The following is a 24,552-nucleotide window of genomic DNA, read 5'->3' on the forward strand; positions in this document are numbered from 1 at the left end:
CCCTGGCACCCCGCCGCACCCCCTCGGGACGCCCTGGCACCCCGCCGCACCCCCTCGGGACGCCCTGGCACCCGGCCCGTGGAATCCATTGTGCGATCTGTGCAGGTTTTTCCGGAGATTCCGGCCCGGGGAGCGTTCAAATTGCACAATGGACGCGCGGTGGGGCCTCCAAGTGGGTCTCCAAGCGCTGGCGACGGTGAGCTGCCTCGCGGAGGGGCACACTGCGGGCCTGCCATCGAGTGTGCAATTTTGGGGAGTTTCACGGTGCAAAACGGGCGAAACGTCCCCAGAATTGCACAATGGATGCGAGGTGGGCACTCCACGAGTGGCGCACCCGTCGGGGCGCACCCGTCGGGCGCACAGGACGCCGCGTGCAAGATGAGGCGCACCGGACGAGGGACCCAGGAAACCCGACGCAGAGCCCCTGCCCGCACGCACAAAGACGGCCGGCGAGGCCCCTGGAAGGGAACCTCGCCGGCCGTCTTAGTGGCTCAGCCCGTGGGCTGAAGCTATCTCAGCAGGAGCTGATCAGGCGTCGTCGTTGGAAGACTCGGCGGAGTCCTCCTCCACGACGGGTGCCAGGCTGAGCTTTCCGCGGTCATCGACCTTGGAGATCTCGACCTGGATCCGCTGGCCCACGCCGACGACGTCCTCGACGTCGTCCACGCGCTTGCCATCGTTGAGCTTGCGCAGCTCGGAGATGTGCAGCAGGCCATCCTTGCCCGGGGTCAGCGAGATGAACGCGCCGAAGGTGGTCAGCTTGACCACGGTGCCCAGGTACCGCTCGCCGATCTCGGGGACCTGCGGGTTGGCGATCGCGTTGACCGCGGCGCGGGCTGCCTCAGCAGCTTCACCGTTGGTCGCTCCGATCAGCACGGTGCCGTCATCCTCGATCGAGATGTCGGTGCCGGTGTCCTCCTGGATCTGGTTGATCATCTTGCCCTTCGGGCCGATGACCTCGCCGATCTTGTCCACGGGGACCATCACCGAGATGATGCGCGGCGCGAACTCGGACATCTCATCCGGAGTGTCGATGGCGGCGGCCATGACACTGAGGATGTGCAGCCGAGCCTCGCGGGCCTGCTTCAGCGCTGCAGAGAGCACCGAGGCCGGGATGCCGTCGAGCTTGGTGTCCAGCTGGATGGCGGTGACGAACTCGGAGGTGCCGGCGACCTTGAAGTCCATGTCGCCGAAGGCATCTTCGGCGCCGAGGATGTCGGTCAGCGCGGCGTAGCGGGTCTCACCGTCGACCTGGTCGGAGACCAGGCCCATGGCGATGCCGGCCACAGCGGCCTTCAGCGGGACACCGGCGTTGAGCATCGACAGCGTCGAGGCGCAGACCGAGCCCATCGAGGTGGAGCCGTTGGAGCCCAGCGCCTCGGAGACCTGGCGGATCGCGTAGGGGAACTCCTCGCGGGTCGGCAGCACCGGGGTGATGGCGCGCTCTGCGAGGGCACCATGTCCGATTTCGCGGCGCTTGGGCGAACCCACGCGGCCGGTCTCACCGACCGAGTACGGCGGGAAGTTGTAGTTGTGCATGTAGCGCTTGGTCTTCACCGGCGACAGGCTGTCGATGTTCTGCTCGAGCTTGAGCATGTTCAGCGTGGTGACACCCATGATCTGGGTCTCGCCGCGCTCGAAGATCGCCGAGCCGTGCACGCGGGGAAGCACCTCGACCTCGGCGGTGAGCTGACGGATGTCCGTCAGGCCGCGGCCGTCGATGCGGACCTGGTCGCGCAGGATGCGCTGGCGGATGACCTGCTTGGTCGCTGCGCCGATGGCCTTGGCGACTTCGCCGCCGCGACCCTCGAACGGCTTGCCCTCGCCGGCGAGCTCCTCGCGGACCTCGGCCTTCAGCTCGGAATCGGCAGCGTCGCGCTCCTGCTTGTCAGCGATCTGGTAGATGCTGCTCAGGCGCTCGGTGGCGGAGGACTCCACGGCGGCGAGGACGTCGTCCTCGTAGTCCACGAAGGTCGGCAGGTCGATGGCGGGCTTCGCGGCGCGAGCTGCCAGGTCGGCCTGGGCATCGCAGAGGACCTTGATGAACGGCTTTGCCGCTTCCAGGCCTTCGGCGACGATGTCCTCGGTGGGCGCGGTGCGGCCCTGCTCCTTGATCAGCTTCCAGGAGTCGTCGGTGGCCTCGGCCTCGACCATCAGCACGGCGATGTCGTCCTCGACGACCCGCCCGGCGACGACCATGTTGAACACGGCGTCCTTGAGCTGGGAGTGCTTCGGGAAGGCGACCCACTGGGCGCCGGAGCCGTTGTCGACCAGGGCGACGCGCACGGCGCCGATCGGGCCGGCGAAGGGCAGACCGGAGAGCTGGGTGGACATCGAGGCGCCGTTGATGGCGACCACGTCGTAGAGGTCATCCGGGTTGATCGAGAGAACGGTCTCCACGACCTGGACCTCGTTGCGGATGCCCTTCTTGAAGGCGGGGCGCAGCGGACGGTCGATCAGGCGGCAGGCCAGGATCGCGTCGGTGGAGGGGCGTCCCTCGCGGCGGAAGAAGCTGCCGGGGATGCGTCCCGCGGCGTACATCCGCTCTTCGACGTCGACGGTCAGCGGGAAGAAGTCAAAGCCTTCGCGGGGGGACTTGCCCACCGAGGTGGCCGAGAGCAGGCTGGTGTCGTCGTCCATGGTGACCAGGACGGAGCCGGCGGCCTGCTTGGCGAGGCGGCCGGTCTCGAAGGAAATGGTGCGTGTACCGAAGGATCCGTTGTCGATCACGGCTTCGGTGTAGTGAATCTCGGGACCCTGCATGACAGGTGTCTCCTCTCAGTTGCGTGCATTACTGGCGAGCCAGTGAGAGGAATGAATCTTCTTGCACATGGTCGGTCATCGATCGAAGCCCACGGGCCTGGCACGTGCTGTGCCTCCCGGAGGCTACTACCGAGGACCGGAACATATGAGTTCGATCCCTCTCACTGGCGGGTGCGCCACCCACTAGTCTCGCATACAAAGCAGGCGGCTCCTACGGCCGTGAAGACCGTGTGAGGAGCCGCCTGATTCGTTGCTTGGTGATCAGCGTTTGACGCTGAAGCTCATCGGCGAATACCGAGACGCTTGATCAGCGAACGGTAGCGCTCGATGTCCGTAGCAGCAAGGTACTTCAGCAGACGACGACGGCGACCCACCAGGATCATCAGACCACGACGGGTGTGGTGATCATGCTTGTGCACCTTCAGGTGCTCGGTGAGGTCGGAGATCCGACGCGTCAGAACCGCAACCTGGACCTCGGGTGAACCGGTGTCACCCTCGGCGGTCGCGTACTCCTTGATGATCTCCTGCTTGACAGCGGGATCTAAAGCCATGGAAGAGCTCCTTCATTGTTGTACCGCGAACAGGACCGGGCTTTGCCGGTGAAGGCCAGGGACCAGTGTCAGCCACCGCGGACTGCAGCATGACGGCGTCGCCGAAGCGACCTGTCTACGATACAGCAGCCCAGCGGCATGGGCCACCGGCCCCTCCCCCCGAGCGTTTTACCGGGCCTTACGTGCTCTACCGGCCCGACCGTTGGCGCGGTATCTCACGCAGGACCAGGTAAAACGCTGGTGTGCAGGACGGTGAGGTAGGGCAGCGCCACCGGCTCCCCCGGGGTCAGCCCGAGGTGCTCGTCGAGGTACCAGTCCAGGTTCGCCCGGCGGCGCGCCCGTGCGGGCTCATCGGCGGAGAGCCAGGAGCTCAGTGTGGTGGAGAGCTCGCGGATGTCCTCCGGGGTGATCCCCCGCTCCCACCGGGTCTGCGTGGTGTGCCAGGCGTCAAAGCGTGCCGGGTCCACCGGAGGGGTCCAGCCCGGGCGGTAGACGTCCCCGGCGCGCATGATCCGGGTCAGCCGGTGCACCCAGGGCACCGAGGTGTCCAGGTAGTTCGCCACCACGGCGAGCACTCCCTGTGGGCGCAGGATCCGGCGCACCTCCTCCTGGACCAGGGCATCGTCGAACCAGTGCCAGGCCTGGGCGGCGACGACGACGTCGCAGCTCGCCTGGCCGAGGCCGGTGGCCTCCGCCGTGGCCTGGTGGAGCTGGAGCCGGGCGCGCCCGAGCTGGTCCTCCGGGCTGCGGGCGCGCAGCACCTGCAGCATCGCCGCCGAGGGTTCCACCGCGTGCACGGAGGCGCCGCCGGCCAGCAGCGCCCGGGTGAGGATCCCGGTCCCGGCGCCGAGGTCGGCGATCACCGGCGCCTGGGCGTCCCCGGCGGCCTGCGTCCCGGCGGCCAGCCTGGCGGTGTCTTGCCGCATGCCATCCTGCCCCGCGGGCAGATGTCCCGTCGCGGCGGCCAGCAGCTGCTTCACGGCAGCCTCGGGATAGCGCGGCCGGAGCGCGTCGTAGCGCCAGGCCGCTTCCAGGGTGGTGTCATCGTCGAAGGCGGCAGCCAGACGACGGCGTCGTTCCGGATCGGTGATCAGCGCCTGCTGGGCCGGCCGAGGTTTGGGGCGGGAGGGCACGCGCCGGCTCCGGGTCTACTCGGCGGGCAGCCGGGAGAGGACCTCGCGCGTCTGCTCCACGTCCTGGTACATCTGCTCCACCAGCTTGGGCACGCCCTCGTAGGCGACCATTCCGCGCAGCCGCTGCACAAACTCAACCCGGACGTGCTGGCCGTAGAGGTCGAAGTCCTCCACCTCTTCGGCGGGCCGGTCGATCACATGGGATTCCACCACCCGTTCCACGCCGTGGAACGTGGGATTCGAGCCCACGGAGATCGCGGCGGGCCAGCGAGCGCCGGCGGCGTCGACCAGCCAGCCGGCGTAGACGCCGTCGGCGGGGATCATGCCCTCGGAGTCCCCGCCCAGGTTCGCGGTGGGAAAGCCCAGACCGCGCCCGCGGGCAGCACCGTGGACCACCTCGCCGAGCACCGCGTGGGGCCGGCCCAGCACCTCGGCGGCGGCGGCCACATCCCCTGCTTCCAGGGCCTCACGGACCCAGGTGGAGGAGCAGCGGCGTTCGGTCTCGGCCACGGAGCGCCCGGAGAGCGCGAAATCATCCACCCCGAGCACCGTGAAGCCGTAGCGCCGGCCGAGCTCGACCATGGTCTCGAAGTTCCCGGAGTTCCCGCGGCCGAAGCGCACGTCGTGTCCGATGACCACCACGGAGGCATGCAGGGTGTCCACGAAGTAGGTCTTGACGAACTCCTCGGCGGTGAGCCCGGCGAGGTCGAGGTTGTAGTGCAGCACCAACAGCGCGTCGATGCCGGTCTCCGCCAGGCGCTGGAGCTTCTCGGCGGTGCCGGTGAGCATCACCGGGGACTCTTCCGGCCGGTGGACCTGCAGCGGGTGCGGATCGAAGGTGATCGCCACAGCCTGCGCGCGCGGCTGAGTGTGCGCCTGCGTGGGTGCCTGGGCGGGCGACTGGGTGCGCGAAGGCACCTCGCCCGGGGCGGCCAAGGCGGCGTCGTCGGCCTGAGCACCAGTCTCGGCGCCAGTGTCACCCTCGGCCTGCCCGTGGGCGGCGGCGACCAGGCGGGCCAGGACCTGCTGGTGTCCCAGGTGGACGCCATCGAAGTTGCCGATGGTCACTGCGGTGGGTCCGAGCCCGCGCGGGACTTCTTCAAGACCGTTCCAGAACTGCACGTCGCTCAGCCTATCGCTCATCCCTGGTCTTCCCGCGCGGCCTCGGTGCCGGGACGGTGCCGCAGCAGCCAGAACAGACCGATGAACGGCAGCACCAGCGGCACGAATCCGTAGCCCTCACCGAAGTGGGACCAGACGGTGGCCTCGTTGAACAGCTCTGGGTCCAGATAGGTCCACAGGCCGACGCCGAGCACCCCGGTCAGCTCGACCAGCACCGCGACCAGCGCGAGCAGCCAGGCGCGCGGACCGATGCGGGCCAGCGCGATCGTGGCCACGATGTACACCCCGGCGGCGAAGGCGCTCAGCGTGTAGGACACCGGGGAGGCGTCGAAGTCGGTGAGGATCTGGTACAGCGCCCGGGCGAAGGAGGAGACCGCGAAGATGCCGTAGGCGGTGATGATCAGCATCCCCACCCCGCGGTTGCGCGGGGTCGGTGAGGCGTTGCGTGGTGTGTCCTGCGGCGACCGGGTCATAGCGCGCTTCCCCACCAGATCTCCTCCAAGCGGTAGACCATCACGAACACGACGAGCCCGACGAAGCTCATCACCAGGTTGGACCAGCGGGTCTTATCGATCATGGCCCAGATGAACACCCCCACCGGAAGCAGGAGTGCAGTGAGAATATAACCCCAGAACTCCCAGACCTCCCCGGCCACCGAGGCGCCGCCGAGCTGCCTGATCCCGGCGTAGACGGCATAGGCCAGCAGGTAGAGCTCGATCGCGGCCAGCGAGATGATCGAGGAATCAGCCGGATGATCCCGGACCGCGGTCATGGTCCAGCACACCAGCACAGAGAGCCCACAGACGATGGCGCCTATGAGGAACATCACCGTCATCCGGCGTCCCCGCCCGCCTGTGCGGCGCCGGATCCCGGCGTGGTCGCGAAGACCAGCTCGGGCTTGGCCTGGTAGTCGACGGCGTTCGAGTCTGCGGCCTGGGCCGCGTCGGGAGAGGCGGAGGCGCCCTTCTTGGCGGGCACGTCGGTGAGCAGCGCGACCAGTTCTCCGTCGGGCGCGAAGGCGGCGGTGAGCTGCGCGGAGTCTCCGGTGCCGGATGCGGTGATCCGCCGCCCGTAGCCCAGGTTCGTGGTCTCCTCGGCGGTGAGCTTTCGTGCCGGGAAGAGCTGCTGCGCGGCCTCGGCGAGGCCGATGTAGCCGAAGTCCTCGCCGAGCTGGTCCAGCGTGAGGGTCTGCTCGATGCTGTAGGAGCCCACCGCGGTGCGGCGCAGCGCGGTGAGGTGGCCGCCGACCTCTAGCGCCTCGCCGAGGTCGCGGGCCAGGGCTCGCACATAGGTGCCGGAGGAGACCCGGACCTCGATGTCGACGTCGACGAGCTTGCCGCCGTCGATCCGTCGGATGTCGAAGACCTCGAAGTGATGCACGGTGACGCCGCGGGCCTGCAGCGCGACCTCTTCTCCGGCGCGGGCCCGGGCGTGGGCGCGCTGACCGTCGACCTTGATCGCGGAGACCGTGGCGGGGACCTGCTGGATCGCCCCGGTGAGCGTGGCGATCTCGGCGGTGATGGCTTCCGGGGTCACCGCGTTGGCGAACCGGGTCTGCAGCACCTCCCCCTCGGCGTCGTCGGTGGAGGTGGACTGGCCCAGCCGCACGGTGGCGGTGTAGGTCTTGTCCACCCCGACGATGTGGGTGAGCAGCCGGGTGGCGCGGTTGATCCCGACCACCAGGACCCCGGTGGCCATCGGATCCAGCGTCCCGGCGTGACCCACCTTGCGGGTCCCGGCAAGCCTGCGGATCCGACCCACCACGTCATGGCTGGTCAGGCCGGCCGGCTTGTCCACCAGGACAAGTCCGGAACCGACCTCCAGCTCTTCAGGCTTCTGCTTCTTCCCCATGGGCGTCCCGCCGTGCCTTGACCGGGCTCAGCGATCCGCGGCGCTGGAGGCGTCGGCGTCGCCGTCCTGGGCGGGCGCGTCCTCGGCGGGCTCCTCCTCGACCTGCCACCGGTAGGGCTTCTCCTCCGAGGCGGGCTGGGCGTCCTTGCGCAGGGCTGCGACCTGTTCGTCCTGTTCCCGGGCCTTGCGCAGCAGATCCTCCATATGCGCGGCGGACTCCGGGATCTCATCGGCCACGAACTCCAGGGTCGGGGTCAGCCGGATGTTCAGCTGCCGGCCGAGCTCGTAGCGCAGGGTGCCCTGGTTCGCGGCCAGGACAGCCTCGGCGCCGGCGCGGGACTCTTCGTCCGGAGCCATCACGGTGTAGTACACCGTGGAGTGCTGGAGGTCGTTGGTGACCCGCGCGTCGGTGACCGTGATCAGTTCTGCGCGCTCATCCTTGACCCGGCGACGCAGCGCCTCGGCCACGATGACCTTGATGCGCTGGGCCAGTCGTGCGGCGCGTGCTGGATCTGCCATGATGCGCTCCTCTCAAAAAGTGCTTGTCCCTGTCCTGGTCCCGCGCTGCGGCGGGTCAGGTGGGTCTTCTCTGGTGACGACTCCGAGGACCCCGCCGCTGGCAGGGTCCCCGGAGCACGTGCCGGGCGAACCGGCAGGCCTGGTCAGGAGCGCGGAATCTCGCGCATCTCCCAGGTCTCGATGCTGTCACCTTCGCGGATGTCGTTGAACGATCCCAGACCGATGCCGCACTCGAAGCCGTCGCGGACCTCGGTGGCGTCGTCCTTGAAGCGCTTGAGCGACTCGATGGTGAGGTTCTCAGCAACCACGTTGCCGTCGCGCACCAGGCGCGCCTTGGCGTTGCGGCGGATGAGCCCGGAGCGGACGATCGAACCGGCGATGCTGCCGAACTTCGAGGACCGGAAGACCTCGCGGACCTCCGCGGTGCCCAGCGAAGCCTCTTCGTACTCCGGCTTCAGCATGCCCTTCAGGGCTGCCTCGATGTCGTCGATCGCGGCGTAGATCACCGAGTAGAAGCGCATGTCCACGCCCTCGCGCTCGGCGAGGTCGTTCACGCGCTCGGCAGGACGGACGTTGAAGCCCAGGATCACCGCGTTGTCCACGGTGGCCAGGTTCACGTCGTTCTGGGTGATCGCACCGACGCCGCGGTGGATGACGCGCAGCTGCACGTCGTCGCCCACATCGATCTTCAACAGCGCATCTTCCAGGGCCTCCACGGCACCGGAGACGTCGCCCTTGAGGATCAGGTTCAGCGTGTCGATCTTGCCCTCGGCCACGGCCTGGTCGAAGTCTTCCAGGCTGATCCGCTTGCGACGCTTGGCCAGCTGAGCGTTGCGCTCCACCGCCTCACGCTTCTCCGCGATCTGACGTGCCGTGCGGTCATCCGAGGTGGAGAGGAACGTGTCACCGGCGCGGGGCACCGAGGACAGGCCCAGCACCTGCACCGGACGGGAGGGCAGAGCCTCCTTGACGGTCTCACCGTGCTCGTCGAACATCGCACGGACGCGACCGTGGGCGGTGCCGGCGACCATGTTGTCGCCCACCCGCAGGGTGCCCGACTGGACCAGCACAGTGGCCACAGCGCCGCGACCCTTGTCCAGGTTCGCTTCGATGGCCACACCGCGTGCCGCCTTGTTCGGGTTCGCGGTGAGCTCCAGGGCGGCGTCTGCGGTGAGCAGCACAGCCTCCAGGAGCTCGTCGATGTTCAGGTGCTTCAGCGCGGAGACGTTGACGAACATGGTGTCGCCGCCGTACTCCTCGGGCACCAGACCGTATTCGGCCAGCTGACCGCGGACCTTGTCCGGGGAGGCGCCTTCCTTGTCCATCTTGTTCACCGCGACGACGACGGGGACGTCGGCCGCCTTGGCGTGGTTCAGCGCCTCGATGGTCTGCGGCATGACACCGTCATCGGCGGCCACGACCAGCACCGCGATGTCGGTGACCTTCGCACCACGGGCACGCATGGCGGTGAACGCCTCGTGACCGGGAGTATCGATGAAGGTCAGGCCGCGTTCCACGCCCTCGTGCTCGACGTGGACCTGGTAGGCACCGATGTGCTGGGTGATGCCGCCGGCTTCGCCTTCGGTCACCTTCGCGCTTCGGATGGAGTCCAGGAGTCGGGTCTTGCCGTGGTCGACGTGACCCATGACGGTCACGACGGCGGCGCGGGCGGAGAGCTCGTCGGAGCCCTCTGCCGCCAGCTCGTCTTCGATGTTGATGTCGAAGGTCTCGAGCAGCTCGCGATCCTCATCCTCCGGGGAGACGATCTGGACCGGGTAGCCCAGCTCCTCACCCAGCAGGTGGAAGGTCTCTTCGTCCAGGGACTGGTTGGCAGTCGCCATCTCACCGAGCTTCATCAGCACGGTGACCATGGCGGCCGGCTCGGCATTGATCTTCTCGGCGAAGTCGCCCAGCGAAGAGCCGCGGCGCAGCCGCACGGTGACGCTGCCGTCACCCTTGGGAACGCGCACGCCGCCGATCTCACGGGACTGACGCTGCTCCATCTCCTGGCGCTTCGCCCGCTTGGACTTGCGCGCCTTGGCCTTGGAGCCGCCGCGCCCGAAGGCACCGGCTGCGCCGCCACGGCGGGGTCCACCACCACGACCACCGCGCGGCGGACCGCCGGCGGGTGCGCCCGGACGACCACCGGCAGGTGCCGGGGTCTGGCTGGGCATCATCGAGGGCTTGGGACCACCCGGACGGGGAGCGGGACGCGCTGCGCCGCCTGCTGCAGGAGCTCCTGGGCGGGAACCGGCAGCGCCTGCCGGGCGGGGTGCGCCCGGACGCGGTGCGCCACCGGGTGCGCCCTGACCGCCGCGGGGACGAGGTCCGCCGCCGCGCTCAGTGCGCATGCCCTGCTGGGGTGCGAACGGGTTGTTCCCCGGACGTGGTCCGGCCGGCTTGGGTCCGGGGCGCGGACCGCCGGTCCCACCGGGACGCGGGGCCGCACGCTCGGCGCCCATCCCCTGGCTCGGGGCGTAGGGGTTGTTGCCCGGGCGGGGAGCACCGGGCTTCGCGCCGGGAGCGCCCGGCTTGGAGCCGGGCTTCGCCGCGGGGGCCTCGCTGGCCGCAGCCGGCTTCTCCGCCTGGGGCGCTTCAGCCTTGGGGGCCTCGGCCTTCGGGGCTGGCGCCTTGGCGGCGGGGGCTTCCGGTTCGGGCTTGGCAGCGGGCTTCGGGCCGGGCCGGGGGCCGGGCTTGAAGCCGCCGGAGCGCGGCGCGGAGGAGCTGGATTCTGACTGGGGCGAGCGCTCAGCGGCAGGCGCGGAGGCGCCGTCGGACTTCTTCGGAGCCGGACGAGCAGCGCCGTTGGACGCAGGGGCGTCAGCGGCGGGCTTGGCGTCAGGGAATGCCTGGCGCAGCTTCTTCGCCACCGGGGGCTCCACGGTGGAGGAGGGCGACTTCACAAATTCGCCCATGCCCTGCAGAGTTGCTAGGGCTTCTTTCGAGGTGATGCCGAGCTCTTTGGCGAGCTCGTGTACGCGGGCCTTGGCCACATTTCTCCTTGTCTGGCCCACGCTTCCCCGCCGGCACCAGCGGGGCTGATGTCAGCGGTTCATCGGCGAAGGCCTTTTGAACTGTTCTGAAACCTTGACGGAGTTGCCGTGATGGGTCATCGCTGCGAACTCATGCGTCGGTCTTCATCGGGGATCCATCTCTCTGAACCCGCTTTCTGGTCTCCCCCGCTGATCCGCCGCATTGCTGCGGCGAAGGCGGCGTCAGCCGTCGGTGCCAATAATGTCGTGCAGATCAAGTGCGCTCGGGTCCACTTTCCGGCGGAAGGCCCGGTTGAAGGCCTTGCGCTTGAGCGCGGTCTCGAGGCATTCGCGCTGCGGGTGCAGCCAGGCGCCTCGTCCGGGCAGTGCCCGGTCGGTGTCCCACACCACCAGAGGCGGTGCGGTCTCGGCGGTCTGAGCTGCGGTGAGTGCGAGCCTTATTGCCGTGTCCTGAGCGACCGCACGGCGACAGCCGATGCAGGTACGCACTGGAACCATGACAGTCTACCCCTTCCGGCGGGATCGAGCAGAAACGTGGGAGTCGGTCGTCTGCTCAGGACGCGGCGAGCGTCGCATCGGAGACGATGTCGATCCGCCAGCCAGTGAGCTTGGCCGCGAGCCGCGCGTTCTGGCCCTCTTTTCCGATCGCCAGGGAGAGCTGGTAGTCCGGAACCACCACGCGGGCGCTGCGGGTGGCCTCATCCAGGATGGTCACCGACTTCACCTTCGAGGGTGAGAGCGCGTGGGCGATGAACTCGGCCGGGTCATCGGAGTGATCGATGATGTCGATCTTCTCGTCGTTGAGCTCGTTCATCACCGCGCGCACCCGGGACCCCATCGAGCCGATGCAGGCGCCCTTGGCGTTGATCCCGGACTGGTGGGCGCGCACCGCGATCTTGGTGCGGTGCCCGGCCTCGCGGGCGATCGCGGTGATCTCCACGGAGCCGTCGGCGATCTCTGGGACCTCGTGTTCGAAGAGCTTCTTCACCAGTCCCGGGTGGGAGCGGGAGAGCGTGATGGAGGGCCCGCGCATCCCGCGGTGGACGTCGACGACGTACGCGCGGATCCGGTGCCCGTGGACGTACTCCTCGCCGGGGACGTGCTCCTGCGGGGGCAGCAGCGCCTCGACGCTTCCCAGGTCCACCTGGATCATGTGCGGGTTCCGGCCCTGCTGGATGGTGCCGGAGATCAGCTCCCCCTCGCGACCCTTGAACTGGCCCAGGACCTGATCGTCCTCGGCGTCGCGGATCCGCTGCATGATCACCTGGCGGGCGGTGGAGGCGGCGACCCGGCCGAAGTCCCGGGGGGTGTCATCGAACTCGCCGATGAAGGTGCCGTTCTCGTCCTGCTCCTTGGCCCATACCGTGACGTGGCCCGTGGACTGATCGATCTCCGCCCGGGCGTGCTGCAGTGCACCGGGTGATTTGTGGTAAGCCAGCACCAGCGCCTGTTCGATGGCGGGGATCAGCCGCTGCAGCGGGATCTCGCGCTCTTTGACAAGCATGCGCAGTGCGCTCATATCGATATCCACTTGTGCCTCCGGTTAAGCCAGTATCTACTGCGTGTGGGAAAACTCTACCTGCACTCGTGCGTGCGTGATCGCCGCGAAGCCGATCTCCATCGGGTCACCATGCTTCACCGGCATCCCCTTCTTCGGCGCCGGCTTCTGCTCGATCACCGTGATCGAGCCCTCCTGCACGGCCTGCAGCCTGGCCAGCATCGGAGAGTGCCCGGCCTGTGTGATCTCCAACAACCGGCCCACATTTCGCTCGAAGTGCCGCGGTTCGGTCAGCGGACGGGTCGCCCCGGGGGTGGACACCTCGAGGTCGTAGCTCTCGAGCTCGGGCAGCACATCTTCTTCGTCGAACCGGGCAGAGATCGCCTGCGAGATCTCGGCGACAGTGTCCAGGTCCACCTGCTCGGTGCCGCTGAGCAGATCCACCGAGACCTTCAGCGTGGTGCTCGGCCCGGTGGCGGTGAGCTCGACGTCTTCGAGGTAGAGCCCGTGCGCGGTGATCGTGGGGGTGATCAGCTCGGCGATCTTCGCGGCGCGGGGATCCTTGAAGCGCTGCTCGCCGGTGGGGCGGGGGGCGGTGGCCATGACGGTCCTAACGGTGGTGGTCTGCGGTGCGTCTCCATTGTGCCTGACCCTCCCCCGCTCGTTGCACCTGCCCCTGCCCCCCCTGCCGTTTTACCTGGCTCTGCGTGGTCTACCGGCCCTGCGGTTGTCTCGGTAGAACACGTGCGCCCCGGTAGAACGCGCGGAACGGGGAACTCCTGCGTTGCTCAACAGGCGCTGGAGTCGAGTGGAGTCCTGCAGGTCAGCCCAGGTGAAACGCACCACCCTGACCCCCAGCGAGCGCAGCCCGTCCTCGCGCTCCTTCTCCGCGATCACTGCCTGCGCAGGGTGGAGCCCGGAGAGCGTCATGGAGGCCCTATACTTCTGCAGCCCGTCGAACTCGCCCACGATTCCTGGATCCTCCCAGTAGAAGTCGGTCCGGCAGGTGACCCCGTGAGGGAGCAGGAACCGCCGCTGCAGCTCTGGTGCAGTGAATCCCAGTTCGGCGATGCGCACCCGAGCCCATGACTCCCCCACAGATTCCGCGCCGGCCTCGGAGAACTCCCACGCCACCTTCCAGCGCTCCCTGCCCCGCGCGGAGGCCACCAGAGACAGCCAGGGTTCGACGGCGGAGAGCGCCCCACCCGGCTCAGCCTGCGCGCCGAAGCGTCCGGCCCGATACGCATCGAGCACCGCCACCGCCTCCGCGAAGCTCATTCGGGGCACGGTGTCGGCCAGCACAAGCCCGATCGGCTCCAGCCAGGTCCACATGCCCGCGACGAGGGCCGCCGGAAGGCTCTCCGGAATCGGGAAACGCTGACGCACCAGGGCGTCCTGGTAGGGCTTATCCCATTCCTGTCCCAGTCCTTCGCGCAGCTGGTCCCGGAAGGCGCGCGGGTACTGGTGGCGCCGAGTGCCCAGGGCGCGCAACGCTGCCGGACTGGGGGCGCCGCCGTCGTGCGCCTCGGGGTGGGCCTCGGGGTGGGCCTGCAGCAGCCGCTGGATCGCGGAGGCGGAGGCGCGGCCGGTCAGCGCCGTGCCGGGGTGCAGGCCGACGGCGTCGTTGCGCGCCGTGCGCACCGTGACCGCCTCCGGGGGCCGCAGCAGGCCGAAGCCGTGCATCGCCAGTGCGGTGGTGCGGCAGAAGCGGGTGCTCGGTGACTGCAGGTTGACCGCCGCGGCGACGATCAGATGACGCTCCCATGGAGCCGTCTGCAGCCAGATGGAGGGCTCGATGTAGACGCCCCGCTGGACGCGCAGCAGCTGCCCGGCGTCGACCATCGCACTGAGCCTGCGTCCGATGTCGTCGACCTCGAGGAACCCACCGGTCAGCTCGGAGGAGCCGTAGGCGTCCCAGAGGTCCTTGGCGCGCAGGAGTCGCTTGCGGGGCAGGTCTCGCTGCGGGGTCTGCGGGGTCTGCGAGGTCTGCGGGATCTGCGGCGGCGTGGTCTGTGCGGTCATGGCAGAAGCCTGCCCCGCGCCGTCGGGAGCCGGGGATCACTGGGGCCGACTGTGGATAAACCTCCCACCCGCCCTGCGCGCCCCACCCGCCCCACCCGCCCCACCCGGCGTTTTACCGGGGCTGACGTGAAGTACCGGGCCAGCCAACGGCCCGGTGATCTACGCAAGGGCAGGTAAAACACCTAGGTGAGGAGCGACCCTTAGACTTGGGGCGGTAGAAGATCCCTTACCGGAAACGAGTTCACCTGTGCCGCTCCGCCTGTCTCATCTGTTCCTCCGCACGCTGCGGGACAACCCGGCCGACGCCGAGGTCGCCAGCCACCAGCTGCTGGTCCGCGCCGGCTATATCCGCCGCGCCGCCCCGGGCGTCTACACCTGGCTGCCGCTGGGCCTGACCGTGCTGCGGAAGATCGAGGCGATCGTCCGCGAGGAGATGAACCGGATCGGCGCCCAGGAGGTGCACTTCCCGGCGCTGCTGCCCAAGGAGCCCTATGAGGCCACCGGGCGCTGGGACGACTACGGGGACGGGATCTTCCGGCTCAAGGACCGCAAAGAGGCGGACTACCTGCTGGCGCCCACCCACGAGGAGGTCTTCACCCTGCTGGTGAAGGATCTCTACAGCTCGTATAAGGACCTGCCGCTCTCGATCTATCAGATCCAGACCAAGTACCGCGATGAGGCGCGCCCCCGGGCGGGGCTGCTGCGAGGCCGCGAGTTCATCATGAAGGACTCCTACTCCTTCGCGCTCACCGAGGAGGACCAGAGCGCGGCCTATGACGCGCACCGCGAGGCCTATCTGCGCATCTTCGATCGCCTCGGCCTGCCCGTGGTCCCGGTCAACGCCCAGTCCGGCGCGATGGGCGGCTCGGCGTCGGAGGAGTTCCTCTTCCCCTGTGACATCGGCGAGGACACCTTCGTGGAGTCCGACGGCGGCTTCCGCGCCAACGTCGAGGCCGTCACCACGCCGGCCCCAGAACCGCTGGACTTCTCCGAGCTGCCCGCCGCCCAGGTGCACCACACCCCCGGCACCGACACCATCGCCACCCTGGTCGACGCCGCGAACACCCACCAGCCCCGCGCGGACCGGGAATGGACCGCAGCGGACACCCTGAAGAACGTCGTCGTCGCCGCGGTGCTCCCGGACGGGACCCGCCGGATCGTGGTGCTCGGCGTGCCCGGCAACCGCGAGGTGGACCTCAAGCGCGCCGAGGCCACCATCGGCGGACTGCTCGGCGTCGGCGGCGAGGTCGCCCTGGAGGCCGCGAACGAGACGGACCTGAAGAAGCACCCCGGACTGGTGCGCGGCTACATCGGCCCCGGCCTCTCCCTGGATGCTCCGGTGCTCGGCACGGAGTCCAGCGGGATCAGCTACCTGGTGGATCCCCGCGTGGTCTCGGGCACCAGCTGGATCACCGGCGCGAACCAGGCCGACCAGCACGTGTTCGGCCTGGTCGCCGGGCGCGACTTCGGCTGGGACGGGATCATCGAGTCCGTCGTCGTGGAATCCGGTGACCCGGCCCCGGACGGCTCCGGGCCGCTGCGCACCCGCCGCGGCATCGAGATGGGCCACATCTTCCACCTGGGCACCCGCTACGCCGAGGCGCTGGGCCTGCAGGTCCTCGACGTCAACGGCAAGCTCGCCACCGTGACCATGGGCTCCTACGGCTTCGGCGTCACCCGCGCCCTGGCCGCCATCGCCGAGGCCACCCACGATGAGAAGGGCCTGATCTGGCCCGCCGCCATCGCCCCGGCCGACGTGCACCTGGTCGCCACCGGCAAGGGCGAAGAGGTCTACGCCGCGGCCGAGGCGCTGATCGCTGAGCTTGAGGACGCCGGTCTGAGCGCCATCTACGACGATCGCCCCAAGGTCTCCCCCGGCGTGAAGTTCGGCGACGCCGAGCTGCTCGGCGTGCCGATGCTGGTCACCGTGGGCCGTGGCCTGAAGAACGGCACCATCGAGCTCAAGGATCGCCGCTCCGGTGAATCCCGCGAGGTCCCGGTGGCCGAGGCCGCGGCAGAGGTGCTCGCACACGTCAAGGGCCTGCAAGACTCCAAGGGCGCGCGCTGAGCGAAGCCCTCGAGGCCGCCACTGATCTTCTCATCGGCGGCGGCCTCGAGATCACCTGGGTGACCCTGCTGCTGCTGATCGCGGCGGGCTTCGCGGCCGGGTGGGTGGACGCCGTCGTCGGCGGCGGCGGGCTGCTCCAGCTGCCGGCGCTGCTGATGGTCCCGGGGATCACCCCGGTCCAGGCGCTGGCCACCAACAAGCTCGGGTCGATCTTCGGGACGACGACGTCGGCGATCACCTACGCGCGACGAGTCAAGCCCTCGATGACCACGGCCCTGCCCATGGCGGCCGCCGCCCTGCTGGCCAGCTACGGCGGCGCAGTGGTCGCCGCCTCACTGCCAGAGCGGATCATCCTGCCGCTGATCCTGCTCGCGCTGATCGGGGTGGGCGTGTTCACCGCCGTCAAGCCCGACGTGGGCCAGCTCGAGAAGCTGCGCCACGCCAGGATGGGACACCTGGCCCGGGCCCTGACCATCGGGCTGATCATCGGTTTCTACGACGGCGTGCTCGGCCCCGGGACCGGGACCTTTCTGGTGATCGCGCTGGTCACCGTGCTGGGCTACAACTTCTTGAACTCCTCGGCACAGGCCAAGGTGGTCAACGTGGCCACCAACCTCGGGGCGCTGCTCTACTTCTTCCCCGCCGGCCACGTGTTCATCGGCCTGGGGCTGGTCCTTGGCGCGGCGAACATGGCCGGGGGCTACCTCGGCGCCCGGATGGCCATCGCCAAGGGATCGAAGTTCATCCGGGTGGTGTTCCTGGTGGTCGTCTTCGCCCTGGTGATCAAGCTGGGCTACGACGTCGCCGTCGACCTCTTCGGCTGAGCGGCAGTCCCGCGCTTCTCAGTACCGGACGACCGGCCCGGCCCCCCTCTCCCAGCGTTTTACCGGGCCTTACGAGGACTACCGGGCGGACGGACGGCCCGGTCAGCCACGTAGAGCCCGGTAAAACGCAGCAAGGGGTGGTCAGTCGAGGCTCTCGATGAGATCGGCGGCCTCCGCCTGGAGCTCCTCCGCGGCGACTTCGGCTTCCTCCTCGGACAGCGCCTCGGACAGCGGCACTGCCACGGTGACGATGTGTGAGCCGCTGCGCAGGGTGACCGCGGCGTCGTGCTCGCGCTCCCCCTCGGAGCTGATCCGCCGCGTGGTGCCCAGGGCGTCGTCTGCGGTGGAGGAGACATCCACGGTGTCCACGGAGGTCGAGACCTCTGGGGAGTCCTCGCTGCCGCGGCTGGCGGTGTAGGAGTCGCAGGACTCAAGCCCGTCCTTCTCTGCGGCGAGGTGGGCGTCGGCGGCGCGCCAATCGCGGAAGGTATAGATCACGGCCTGACGCTGCGCCGGGAGATCCACTGTGACCGGCTCTGATTCCTCCTCGGAATCATCCCCTCCGGAGTCGCCGTCACCGGAGTCACTGTCGCCGGAGTCGCCGTCACCGGAGTCACTGTCCTCGGAACCTTCGCTGCCGGAGTCGACCTCACCCTCGGAACCATCAGCGGAGTCTTCGCCATCACCAGAGCCATCCCCCTCGGGGTCCGCACCCTCGGAGCCCTCCCCCTCGGAATCCTCACCCTGCGGTTGCTGCTCCTGGTTGCTGGCGAGCTGGAATCCGGGCGCGGCTTTCAGCGCGCCGGCCTCCGGCTCACCCTCGGTCTCCGTGCCGGAACCCCCGCTGGAATCACCCTCAGAACCCTCACCAGAACCCTCACCAGGGCCCTCTGCCGCATCCCCGGGCTCGACGGTGCCATCGGCATAGGCCACCAGCGCGCCGGCTGGGACCGGCAGGGCCGAGCGCATCACGAATTGCTTGCACTCGGGCGGGTCGACCACCAGACGCTGCAGCTCGGTCTCGATATCGCGCAGCCCGGCCCAATAATCCTCGGTGTCGCTCAGCGCAGCATCTGGGTACCGGGACTCCAGCTGCTCGCGCATTTCATCGTGGGAGAGCTGGTTTCCCGCGGGTTCCGGGACCTGCTGCTGCACGCCGGCACCCCCGGTGCCCGGCTCGGCGGCCGGGGTTCCGGCCTGCTCCGCGGTGGAGGCACCACAACTGGTGAGCAGGAGCACCCCGAGGAGGCCGAGCGCGGCACCTGAGCTGGCTGCGGTCCTGGCGGAACCGCGGCGACGCAGCGGCGCCGTCCGGGGGAAGGGGAAGAAAGTCATCTAGAACAGTATGGTCGCGAAGGTCCCCACCTGAGTGAATCCAACACGCTCGTAGGTCCGAATCGCCGCGGTGTTATAGCTGTTCACATAGAGGCTGACGGTGGGCGCGAGCTGGAGTCCGCGCTCGACGACGGCGGCCATCCCCGGCCCGGCCAGGCCGCGTCCGCGGTGGCTCGGCCGCACCCACACACCCTGGACCTGGACCACTTCGGGGCTGACCGCACCGAACTCGGCCTTGAACATGATCTCCGAGGTCTCCGGGTCCACCGCGATGATCGAATGTCCGGCGTTGATGAGGCCGCGCACCCGCTCCCGGTACTGGCCGGCGCCCTGGGCGTAGGGCGAGAAGCCCAGCTCCTCGGTGAACATCGCGGCACTGGCCTGCTCCACCCGGGGGAAGTCTCCAGACCGGGAGAGCCGCGCACCCGCCAAGGGCTGCACGCCGGAGGCCTGCGTGATCGCCATCAGCGGCTGATCGGCCCGGACATCGCGCGCACCGGTCCACCCGGTGGCGTCGAAGATCTCCAGCACAGCCTCGGCGTCGCCATAGATCGAAGCCACCCGGCGGCGCATCGCACCGACCGCCACCCCGAAAAGCTCACCCTGAGCCGGGGTGGCCCCGACCGGGATGATGTTGCTGCCGGTCCAGCAGGCGGCGAGCAGCCCGTTATCGCCGTCGATGCCCAGCACCACGGCGCCGTTGCGGCCCTTGCCTGGTCCCGCCGATCGGCGGGCACGGATGGTGGCGCTGACCGAGACGTTGGCCACCGGGTCGGTGGCCAGCAGCCGCTCCAGAGCCGGGGTGTCCCCGTGTCCGAGCACGCGGACGCCGCCGCGGGTGGCGCGATGCACCCGGGCGGCTGTGGCGTCAGCTGACGGAGACCACAGGGGCACTTGCTGCCTGAGCATCTCCATCGGATTCGCGTTCCATCTCTTCGGCCAGCCGGTTGGCTTCTGCGATCAGGGTCTCCACGATCTGGTCTTCGGGAACAGTCTTGATGACCTCGCCCTTGACGAAGATCTGGCCCTTGCCGTTGCCCGAGGCCACCCCGAGGTCCGCGTCGCGGGCCTCACCGGGTCCGTTGACCACGCAGCCCATGACGGCCACGCGCAGCGGCACGGTCATGCCTTCGAGCCCAGCGGTGACATCGTCGGCGAGGGTGTAGACGTCGACCTGCGCGCGTCCACAGGAAGGGCAGGAGACGATCTCCAGCTTGCGCGGGCGCAGGTTCAGCGACTCCAGCAGCTGGTTGCCCACCTTGACCTCTTCGGCCGGCGGGGCCGAGAGCGAGACCCGGATGGTGTCTCCGATGCCCTGGGAGAGCAGCGCGCCGAAGGCCACGGAGGACTTGATGGTGCCCTGGAAGGCCGGGCCCGCCTCGGTGACCCCGAGGTGCAGCGGCCAGTCCCCGCGCTCGGCGAGCATCTGGTAGGCCTGGACCATCACCACCGGGTCGTTGTGCTTGACCGAGATCTTGAAGTCGTGGAAGCCGTGCTCCTCGAACAGCGAGGCCTCCCAGACCGCGGATTCCACCAGCGCCTCCGGGGTGGCCTTGCCGTACTTGTCCATGACCCGCTTGTCCAGGGATCCGGCGTTGACCCCGATGCGCAGGGAGACCCCGGCGTCGCTGGCGGCCTTGGCGATCTCTCCGACCTTGTCATCGAACTGCCGGATGTTGCCGGGGTTCACGCGCACCGCGCCGCAGCCGGCGTCGATGGCGGCGAAGACGTATTTGGGCTGGAAGTGGATATCGGCGATCACCGGGATCTGCGACTTCATCGCGATGATCTTCAGCGCCTCGGCGTCCTTGTCCGTCGGGCAGGCCACCCGGACGATGTCGCAGCCGGAGGCGGTGAGCTCCGCGATCTGCTGCAAGGTGCCGTTGATGTCGTGGGTCTTGGTGGTGGTCATGGACTGCACCGAGACCCGGTGATCGCTGCCCACACCTACCGACCCGACCTGGAAGTTCCGCGTCTTCCGGCGCGGCGCCAGCACTGGCGGCGGCGCGGAGGGCATTCCGAGATTGATCGCGGGCACAGACTCTCCTGATGCATCTTGGGCGTGGACGTCACGGAGACGTCGGGGTTCTTGGGGGCTCGGCGCCTGGCGTCCGCAGTGGACGTCGCCGCCGATTCTTCATGGTCACCGGCGAGGGTCACCCGCCTCCTCCATGGTACCGCCCGGTACGGGGGCGGCTAATCGAAGAGACGGATCGGGTTCACGATGTCGGCATAGATCAACAACACGCCCATCAGCAGCATCATTACGGCGACCACGTAGGTCAGCGGCAGCAGCTTGGAGATGTCGAAGGGCCCTGGGTCCGGGCGGCCCAGCAGCTTGGCCAGGCGCCGCCGCAGGCTCTCGTAGAGCGCCCCGGCCACATGGCCGCCGTCCAGCGGCAGCAGCGGGATCAGGTTGAAGACCATCAGCGCCACGTTGACCCCCGCCACCAGGGAGAGCAGCGAGACGAAGCGGGATTCCAGCGGAATCTCCTCCTGCGCGGAGAGCTCGCCGGCGATCCGTCCCACCCCCACCACGGAGAGCGGGCCGTCCGGGTCCCGCTCGGCGGAGGTGAAGGTGGACACGGCCACGTCATAAAGACGCACCGGCAGGTTCGCGACGACGGCGCCGACCGCCTTGGACTGCTCCCACACCACCGGTCCGGCCTCCCAGAACGGCTGCTGGACTATCTCCTGGTCCGCTCCCATCCCGATGAAGCCCACCGGTTCGGTGATCAGGGCGCCGTCGTCGTCGCGCTGGGCCCGGCCCAGCCCGTCGCTGATCGGGCGCTCGGTGAGGATCGGGGTCAGCGTGGTGGTGGTCTCCTCCCCATCGCGCAGGTAGGTGACCTGGCTGGACTGATCGGCGGATTCCCGGATCAGCGCGGTGAGCTCATCCCAGGTCCCCACCGGCTGGCCGTTGAAGGCCAGGATCTGGTCCCCAGGACGCAGCCCGGCCTCGAAGGCGGGACCGGCGGGGTCGTCCTGGCTGCATTCACTCTGGCCCGCGTCGGCGGCCTCCGCGGAGACCACACATTCGAAGACCTCACGCACCGTGGTGTTCGGCTCGCTGGTGCCGTGGAAGGAGATGATCCCGGCGGTCAGCGCCAGGGCGATCAGCCCGTTCATGGCGGGCCCGCCGAGCATGATGATGATCCGCTTCCAGGTGGCCAGCCGGTAGAACATCCGGTCCTCGTCCCCGGGACGCAGGTCCTCGGCCGCCACCTCGCGGGCGTCGGCGGAGAGCTGCTGGAAGATCCCGGTGGACTGCGAGCGCACGGTCTTGGTCGTGGTCCCGGCGGTTCCGGGCTCGGCGGAGTCAGGCGTGGAGTGTCCAGCCGACGACGACGACGCCGCGGGAGCCCCGTACTGGGCGCCGACCTCGCGCAGGTAGGGATCCCGTGGGGCGACGTCCTGTTCTGCGGCCTCCTCGGCGGCAGATGTCCCAGCAGACGTCCCAGCAGACGTCCCAGCAGACGTCTCCGCCGACGTCTGCGAAGACTCATGGTCACCCTCGGCGGGGTGGTTCATGGTGCCGGTCTCATCCGGGGGCGGGTACATCCCGATCATCGCGACGTAGCCGCCCAGCGGGATCGCCTTGACCCCGTATTCGGTCTCTCCCCGGCGCCGGGACCACAGCGTGGGGCCGAAGCCGACCATGTACTGGGTGACCCGGACCTTGAAGAGCTTGGCGGGAAGCAGGTGCCCGATCTCATGCAGCGCGATGGACAGCGCGATCCCCAGGGCGACGAGCGCGATGCCCGCGATCATCAGCAGCGCGATCATGCGCGCACCTGGACCTTGGCCGCGGCGATGTGCTCCTCGGCGGCGGCGCGGGCCCAGCGCTCGGCGTCGAGCACCTCATCCAGGGTGGGCGTCGCGGAGCTGCTCACCGCCTGGTGGCGCTCCAGCACCGCCTGCACCGTGGCGAGGATTCCGGGGAAGCTGAGGCCTCCGGCGTGGAACGCCTCCACCGCTTGTTCATTCGCGGCGTTATAGACCGCCATATGCGTCGGGGACGCGGCGCAGGCCTGTTTGGCCAGGGCGACTGCGGGGAAGGCTTGTTCATCCAGGGGCTCGAAGTCCCACTGCATCGCCTGGGTCCAGTCGATGGGGGCATCGATCTGCTCCAGACGCTCGGGCCAGGAGAGTCCCAGCGCGATCGGGATCAGCATCCGCGGGTGCCCGGCCTGAGCGATGGTGGAGCCGTCGCGGAACTGGACCATGGAGTGGATCCACTGCTGCGGGTGCACCACGGTCTGGATGTCGGCCAGCTCGATCTCGAAGAGCAGATGCGCCTCGATCACCTCCAGCGCCTTGTTGACCATGGTGGCGGAGTTGGTGGTGACCACCCGTCCCATCGAGTAGTTGGGGTGTTTCAGCGCCTGGGCGGGGGTGACCTCGGCCAGCGCGGCCGGGTCCCAGCCGCGGAAGGGCCCACCGGAGGCGGTGACCACCAGGCTGGAGACCTCCGAGGCCCCGCTGAGCCGGTCCTCACCCTCGGCGGGGACCGCGCAGAGCCCGCGCTCGTGGCGTCCCGAGCTCAGCGCCTGGGCCAGCGCCGAGTGCTCGGAGTCCACCGGGATGATCTGACCTGGTCGCTGCACGGCCTGGGCCACCAGCGCCCCGCCGACCACCAGAGATTCCTTGTTCGCCAGCGCCAGGGTGGCCCCGGAGCGCAGCGCGGCAAGGGTGGGGCGCAGCCCGATGGAGCCGGTCATGGCGTTGAGCACGACGTCGGCCCCGGACTCGGCAGCGATCTGCACCGCCGCCTGCTCCCCGGTGAGGATCTCGGGCTCACCGGCGGTGAGCGTCCCTCGCTCGCTGGCGGAGCTCAGCGCGGCCCGCAGCCCGGCCGCCGCGCCGGCGTCGGCGAGCCCGATAAGCCCGGCGCCGGTGGCGGCGACCTGCTCGGCCAGCAGTCCGGCGTTGGATCCGCCGGCCAGCGCCACGACCTCGAAACGGTCTGGGTGAGCGGCGATGACCTGCAGCGCCTGGGTCCCGATGGAACCGGTGGAACCGAGAATCGCCACGCGGCGCTTGGGAGAAGCCATAGTCCCCATTATGGCGCACCGAGCTCGCCCGTGATGGGTGTGCACAGTACGCTGGGAGCACAGCAGTTGCAGACCCATGCGGCCACAAGCCGATGAAGGAGCCTCACCGATGATCACACTGCGCGCAGTGGAGACCGAGGACCTGGAGCAGTTCTTCGTGTTCCAGCAGGATGCCGACGCCGCCCATATGGCAGCATTCGCCTCGACCAACCCCAAGGACCGCAGCGTCTTCGACCATCACTGGGGTCAGCTGCTGAACTCCGATGACACCATCGTGCGCACCATCGAGAGCGACGGCCAGCCCGTGGGCTCGATCGCCGCCTTCGAGGACGAGGCCAGCCGGGAGATCACCTTCTGGATCGAGAAGCGCTTCTGGGGCCAGGGCATCACCACCGAGGCGGTGCAGAAGTTCCTCACCGAGTTCCCGCAGCGCCCGGTCACCGCCCGGGTCGTGATCGACAACCTCGGCACCTTGAAGATTCTGGAATCCCTGGGCTTCACCGAGACCGGCGAGGAGTCCAGCTTCTCCAACGTGCGCGCCAAGGTGGTGCAGGAGAAGATCCTGCAGCTGGACTGACCCCCGCCGCGCAGCATCCCACCCGGGGCCGCCCCGCATCCACTTGCCGGCGTACCCCGTCGCGCAGCTGCGCACCCACGCAGCGCCTTGCCCCCGGGCACCCCCCCCGTTAGCTTCTAAGGACACCGTTTCTCCGGCAGGATGAGGGGTGTTGGCCGGTCCGGTCTCTGGGCATGATCGTTTGCCCCCAGTCACCCCATGATCCGGGGGGTGTTGTCACCCAGGGACTGGTCGCGGCGGAG

General features: G+C 69.0%; 21 protein-coding genes. 3 read left to right on the top strand and 18 right to left on the bottom strand.

The window, feature by feature from the left end; translation table 11 throughout:
- Positions 1-528: 528 nt before the first annotated feature.
- The 13 genes from HNR24_RS06160 to HNR24_RS06220 form a co-directional block, all read right to left on the bottom strand.
- A complete protein-coding gene (locus HNR24_RS06160) occupies positions 529-2,763 on the bottom strand; it encodes a polyribonucleotide nucleotidyltransferase (RefSeq protein ID WP_182495326.1) in 2,235 nt (744 codons plus the stop codon).
- Between the two features lie 281 nt (positions 2,764-3,044).
- Entirely contained in the window at positions 3,045-3,314 is a 270-nt protein-coding gene (gene rpsO / locus HNR24_RS06165) for a 30S ribosomal protein S15 (protein WP_058888534.1), read from the bottom strand.
- Between the two features lie 215 nt (positions 3,315-3,529).
- Positions 3,530-4,447 carry a class I SAM-dependent methyltransferase gene (locus tag HNR24_RS14250; protein WP_182495327.1) on the bottom strand — a complete coding sequence of 306 codons (918 nt, stop codon included), beginning with the start codon at positions 4,445-4,447 and terminating at the stop codon, positions 3,530-3,532.
- 15 nt (positions 4,448-4,462) lie between these two features.
- The gene (locus HNR24_RS06175) at positions 4,463-5,590 is read right to left on the bottom strand and encodes a bifunctional riboflavin kinase/FAD synthetase (RefSeq protein ID WP_182495328.1); all 1,128 of its coding nucleotides are present in this window, start codon (positions 5,588-5,590) and stop codon (positions 4,463-4,465) included.
- Entirely contained in the window at positions 5,587-6,057 is a 471-nt protein-coding gene (locus tag HNR24_RS06180) for a hypothetical protein (protein ID WP_375139265.1), read from the bottom strand. Before HNR24_RS06180 ends, HNR24_RS06175 begins: the two co-directional genes overlap by 4 nt.
- Entirely contained in the window at positions 6,039-6,404 is a 366-nt protein-coding gene (locus HNR24_RS06185) for a hypothetical protein (RefSeq protein ID WP_058888530.1), read from the bottom strand. The genes HNR24_RS06180 and HNR24_RS06185 overlap by 19 nt, the downstream gene beginning before the upstream one ends.
- Complete coding sequence (gene truB, locus HNR24_RS06190; RefSeq protein WP_182495329.1) at positions 6,401-7,420, bottom strand: tRNA pseudouridine(55) synthase TruB; 1,020 nt, start codon at positions 7,418-7,420, stop codon at positions 6,401-6,403. The genes HNR24_RS06185 and truB overlap by 4 nt, the downstream gene beginning before the upstream one ends.
- A gap of 27 nt (positions 7,421-7,447) precedes the next feature.
- On the bottom strand, positions 7,448-7,939 hold the full coding sequence (rbfA, locus tag HNR24_RS06195; RefSeq protein WP_182495330.1) for a 30S ribosome-binding factor RbfA: 492 nt from the start codon (positions 7,937-7,939) through the stop codon (positions 7,448-7,450).
- A 143-nt stretch (positions 7,940-8,082) separates the two neighbouring features.
- Positions 8,083-10,932, bottom strand: a complete 2,850-nt coding sequence (gene infB / locus HNR24_RS06200) for a translation initiation factor IF-2 (protein ID WP_182495331.1) — start codon at positions 10,930-10,932, stop codon at positions 8,083-8,085.
- A gap of 222 nt (positions 10,933-11,154) precedes the next feature.
- Entirely contained in the window at positions 11,155-11,430 is a 276-nt protein-coding gene (locus tag HNR24_RS06205) for a YlxR family protein (RefSeq protein WP_083504801.1), read from the bottom strand.
- 55 nt (positions 11,431-11,485) lie between these two features.
- Entirely contained in the window at positions 11,486-12,463 is a 978-nt protein-coding gene (gene nusA / locus HNR24_RS06210; RefSeq protein ID WP_058888526.1) for a transcription termination factor NusA, read from the bottom strand.
- 24 nt (positions 12,464-12,487) lie between these two features.
- Positions 12,488-13,033, bottom strand: a complete 546-nt coding sequence (rimP, locus tag HNR24_RS06215) for a ribosome maturation factor RimP (RefSeq protein WP_182495332.1) — start codon at positions 13,031-13,033, stop codon at positions 12,488-12,490.
- A 90-nt stretch (positions 13,034-13,123) separates the two neighbouring features.
- Positions 13,124-14,452 carry a hypothetical protein gene (locus HNR24_RS06220; RefSeq protein WP_182495333.1) on the bottom strand — a complete coding sequence of 443 codons (1,329 nt, stop codon included), beginning with the start codon at positions 14,450-14,452 and terminating at the stop codon, positions 13,124-13,126.
- 247 nt (positions 14,453-14,699) lie between these two features.
- Between HNR24_RS06220 and HNR24_RS06225 the strand changes: the two genes are divergently transcribed.
- Together HNR24_RS06225 and HNR24_RS06230 are read left to right on the top strand one after the other, a co-directional pair.
- Complete coding sequence (locus HNR24_RS06225; RefSeq protein WP_058888523.1) at positions 14,700-16,520, top strand: proline--tRNA ligase; 1,821 nt, start codon at positions 14,700-14,702, stop codon at positions 16,518-16,520.
- A gap of 32 nt (positions 16,521-16,552) precedes the next feature.
- Positions 16,553-17,344 carry a TSUP family transporter gene (locus HNR24_RS06230; protein WP_058888522.1) on the top strand — a complete coding sequence of 264 codons (792 nt, stop codon included), beginning with the start codon at positions 16,553-16,555 and terminating at the stop codon, positions 17,342-17,344.
- A 141-nt stretch (positions 17,345-17,485) separates the two neighbouring features.
- Here the strand turns inward: HNR24_RS06230 and HNR24_RS06235 are convergent, their stop codons facing one another.
- From HNR24_RS06235 to dxr, 5 genes are all read right to left on the bottom strand, one after another.
- Complete coding sequence (locus HNR24_RS06235) at positions 17,486-18,679, bottom strand: hypothetical protein (RefSeq protein WP_182495334.1); 1,194 nt, start codon at positions 18,677-18,679, stop codon at positions 17,486-17,488.
- A complete protein-coding gene (locus HNR24_RS06240; RefSeq protein WP_058888520.1) occupies positions 18,680-19,531 on the bottom strand; it encodes a GNAT family N-acetyltransferase in 852 nt (283 codons plus the stop codon).
- Between the two features lie 16 nt (positions 19,532-19,547).
- Positions 19,548-20,696, bottom strand: a complete 1,149-nt coding sequence (gene ispG, locus HNR24_RS06245) for a flavodoxin-dependent (E)-4-hydroxy-3-methylbut-2-enyl-diphosphate synthase (protein WP_218849931.1) — start codon at positions 20,694-20,696, stop codon at positions 19,548-19,550.
- 179 nt (positions 20,697-20,875) lie between these two features.
- Positions 20,876-22,465, bottom strand: a complete 1,590-nt coding sequence (locus tag HNR24_RS06250; RefSeq protein WP_182495335.1) for a M50 family metallopeptidase — start codon at positions 22,463-22,465, stop codon at positions 20,876-20,878.
- Entirely contained in the window at positions 22,462-23,733 is a 1,272-nt protein-coding gene (dxr, locus tag HNR24_RS06255) for a 1-deoxy-D-xylulose-5-phosphate reductoisomerase (RefSeq protein WP_259392418.1), read from the bottom strand. The genes HNR24_RS06250 and dxr overlap by 4 nt, the downstream gene beginning before the upstream one ends.
- A gap of 109 nt (positions 23,734-23,842) precedes the next feature.
- On the opposite strand from dxr, the gene HNR24_RS06260 reads away from it, so the two are divergent.
- Complete coding sequence (locus tag HNR24_RS06260; RefSeq protein WP_058888516.1) at positions 23,843-24,310, top strand: GNAT family N-acetyltransferase; 468 nt, start codon at positions 23,843-23,845, stop codon at positions 24,308-24,310.
- The last annotated feature ends 242 nt before the right edge of the window (positions 24,311-24,552 follow it).

The sequence above is a fragment of the Nesterenkonia sandarakina genome (assembly GCF_014138825.1).
Taxonomy (GTDB): domain Bacteria; phylum Actinomycetota; class Actinomycetes; order Actinomycetales; family Micrococcaceae; genus Nesterenkonia; species Nesterenkonia sandarakina.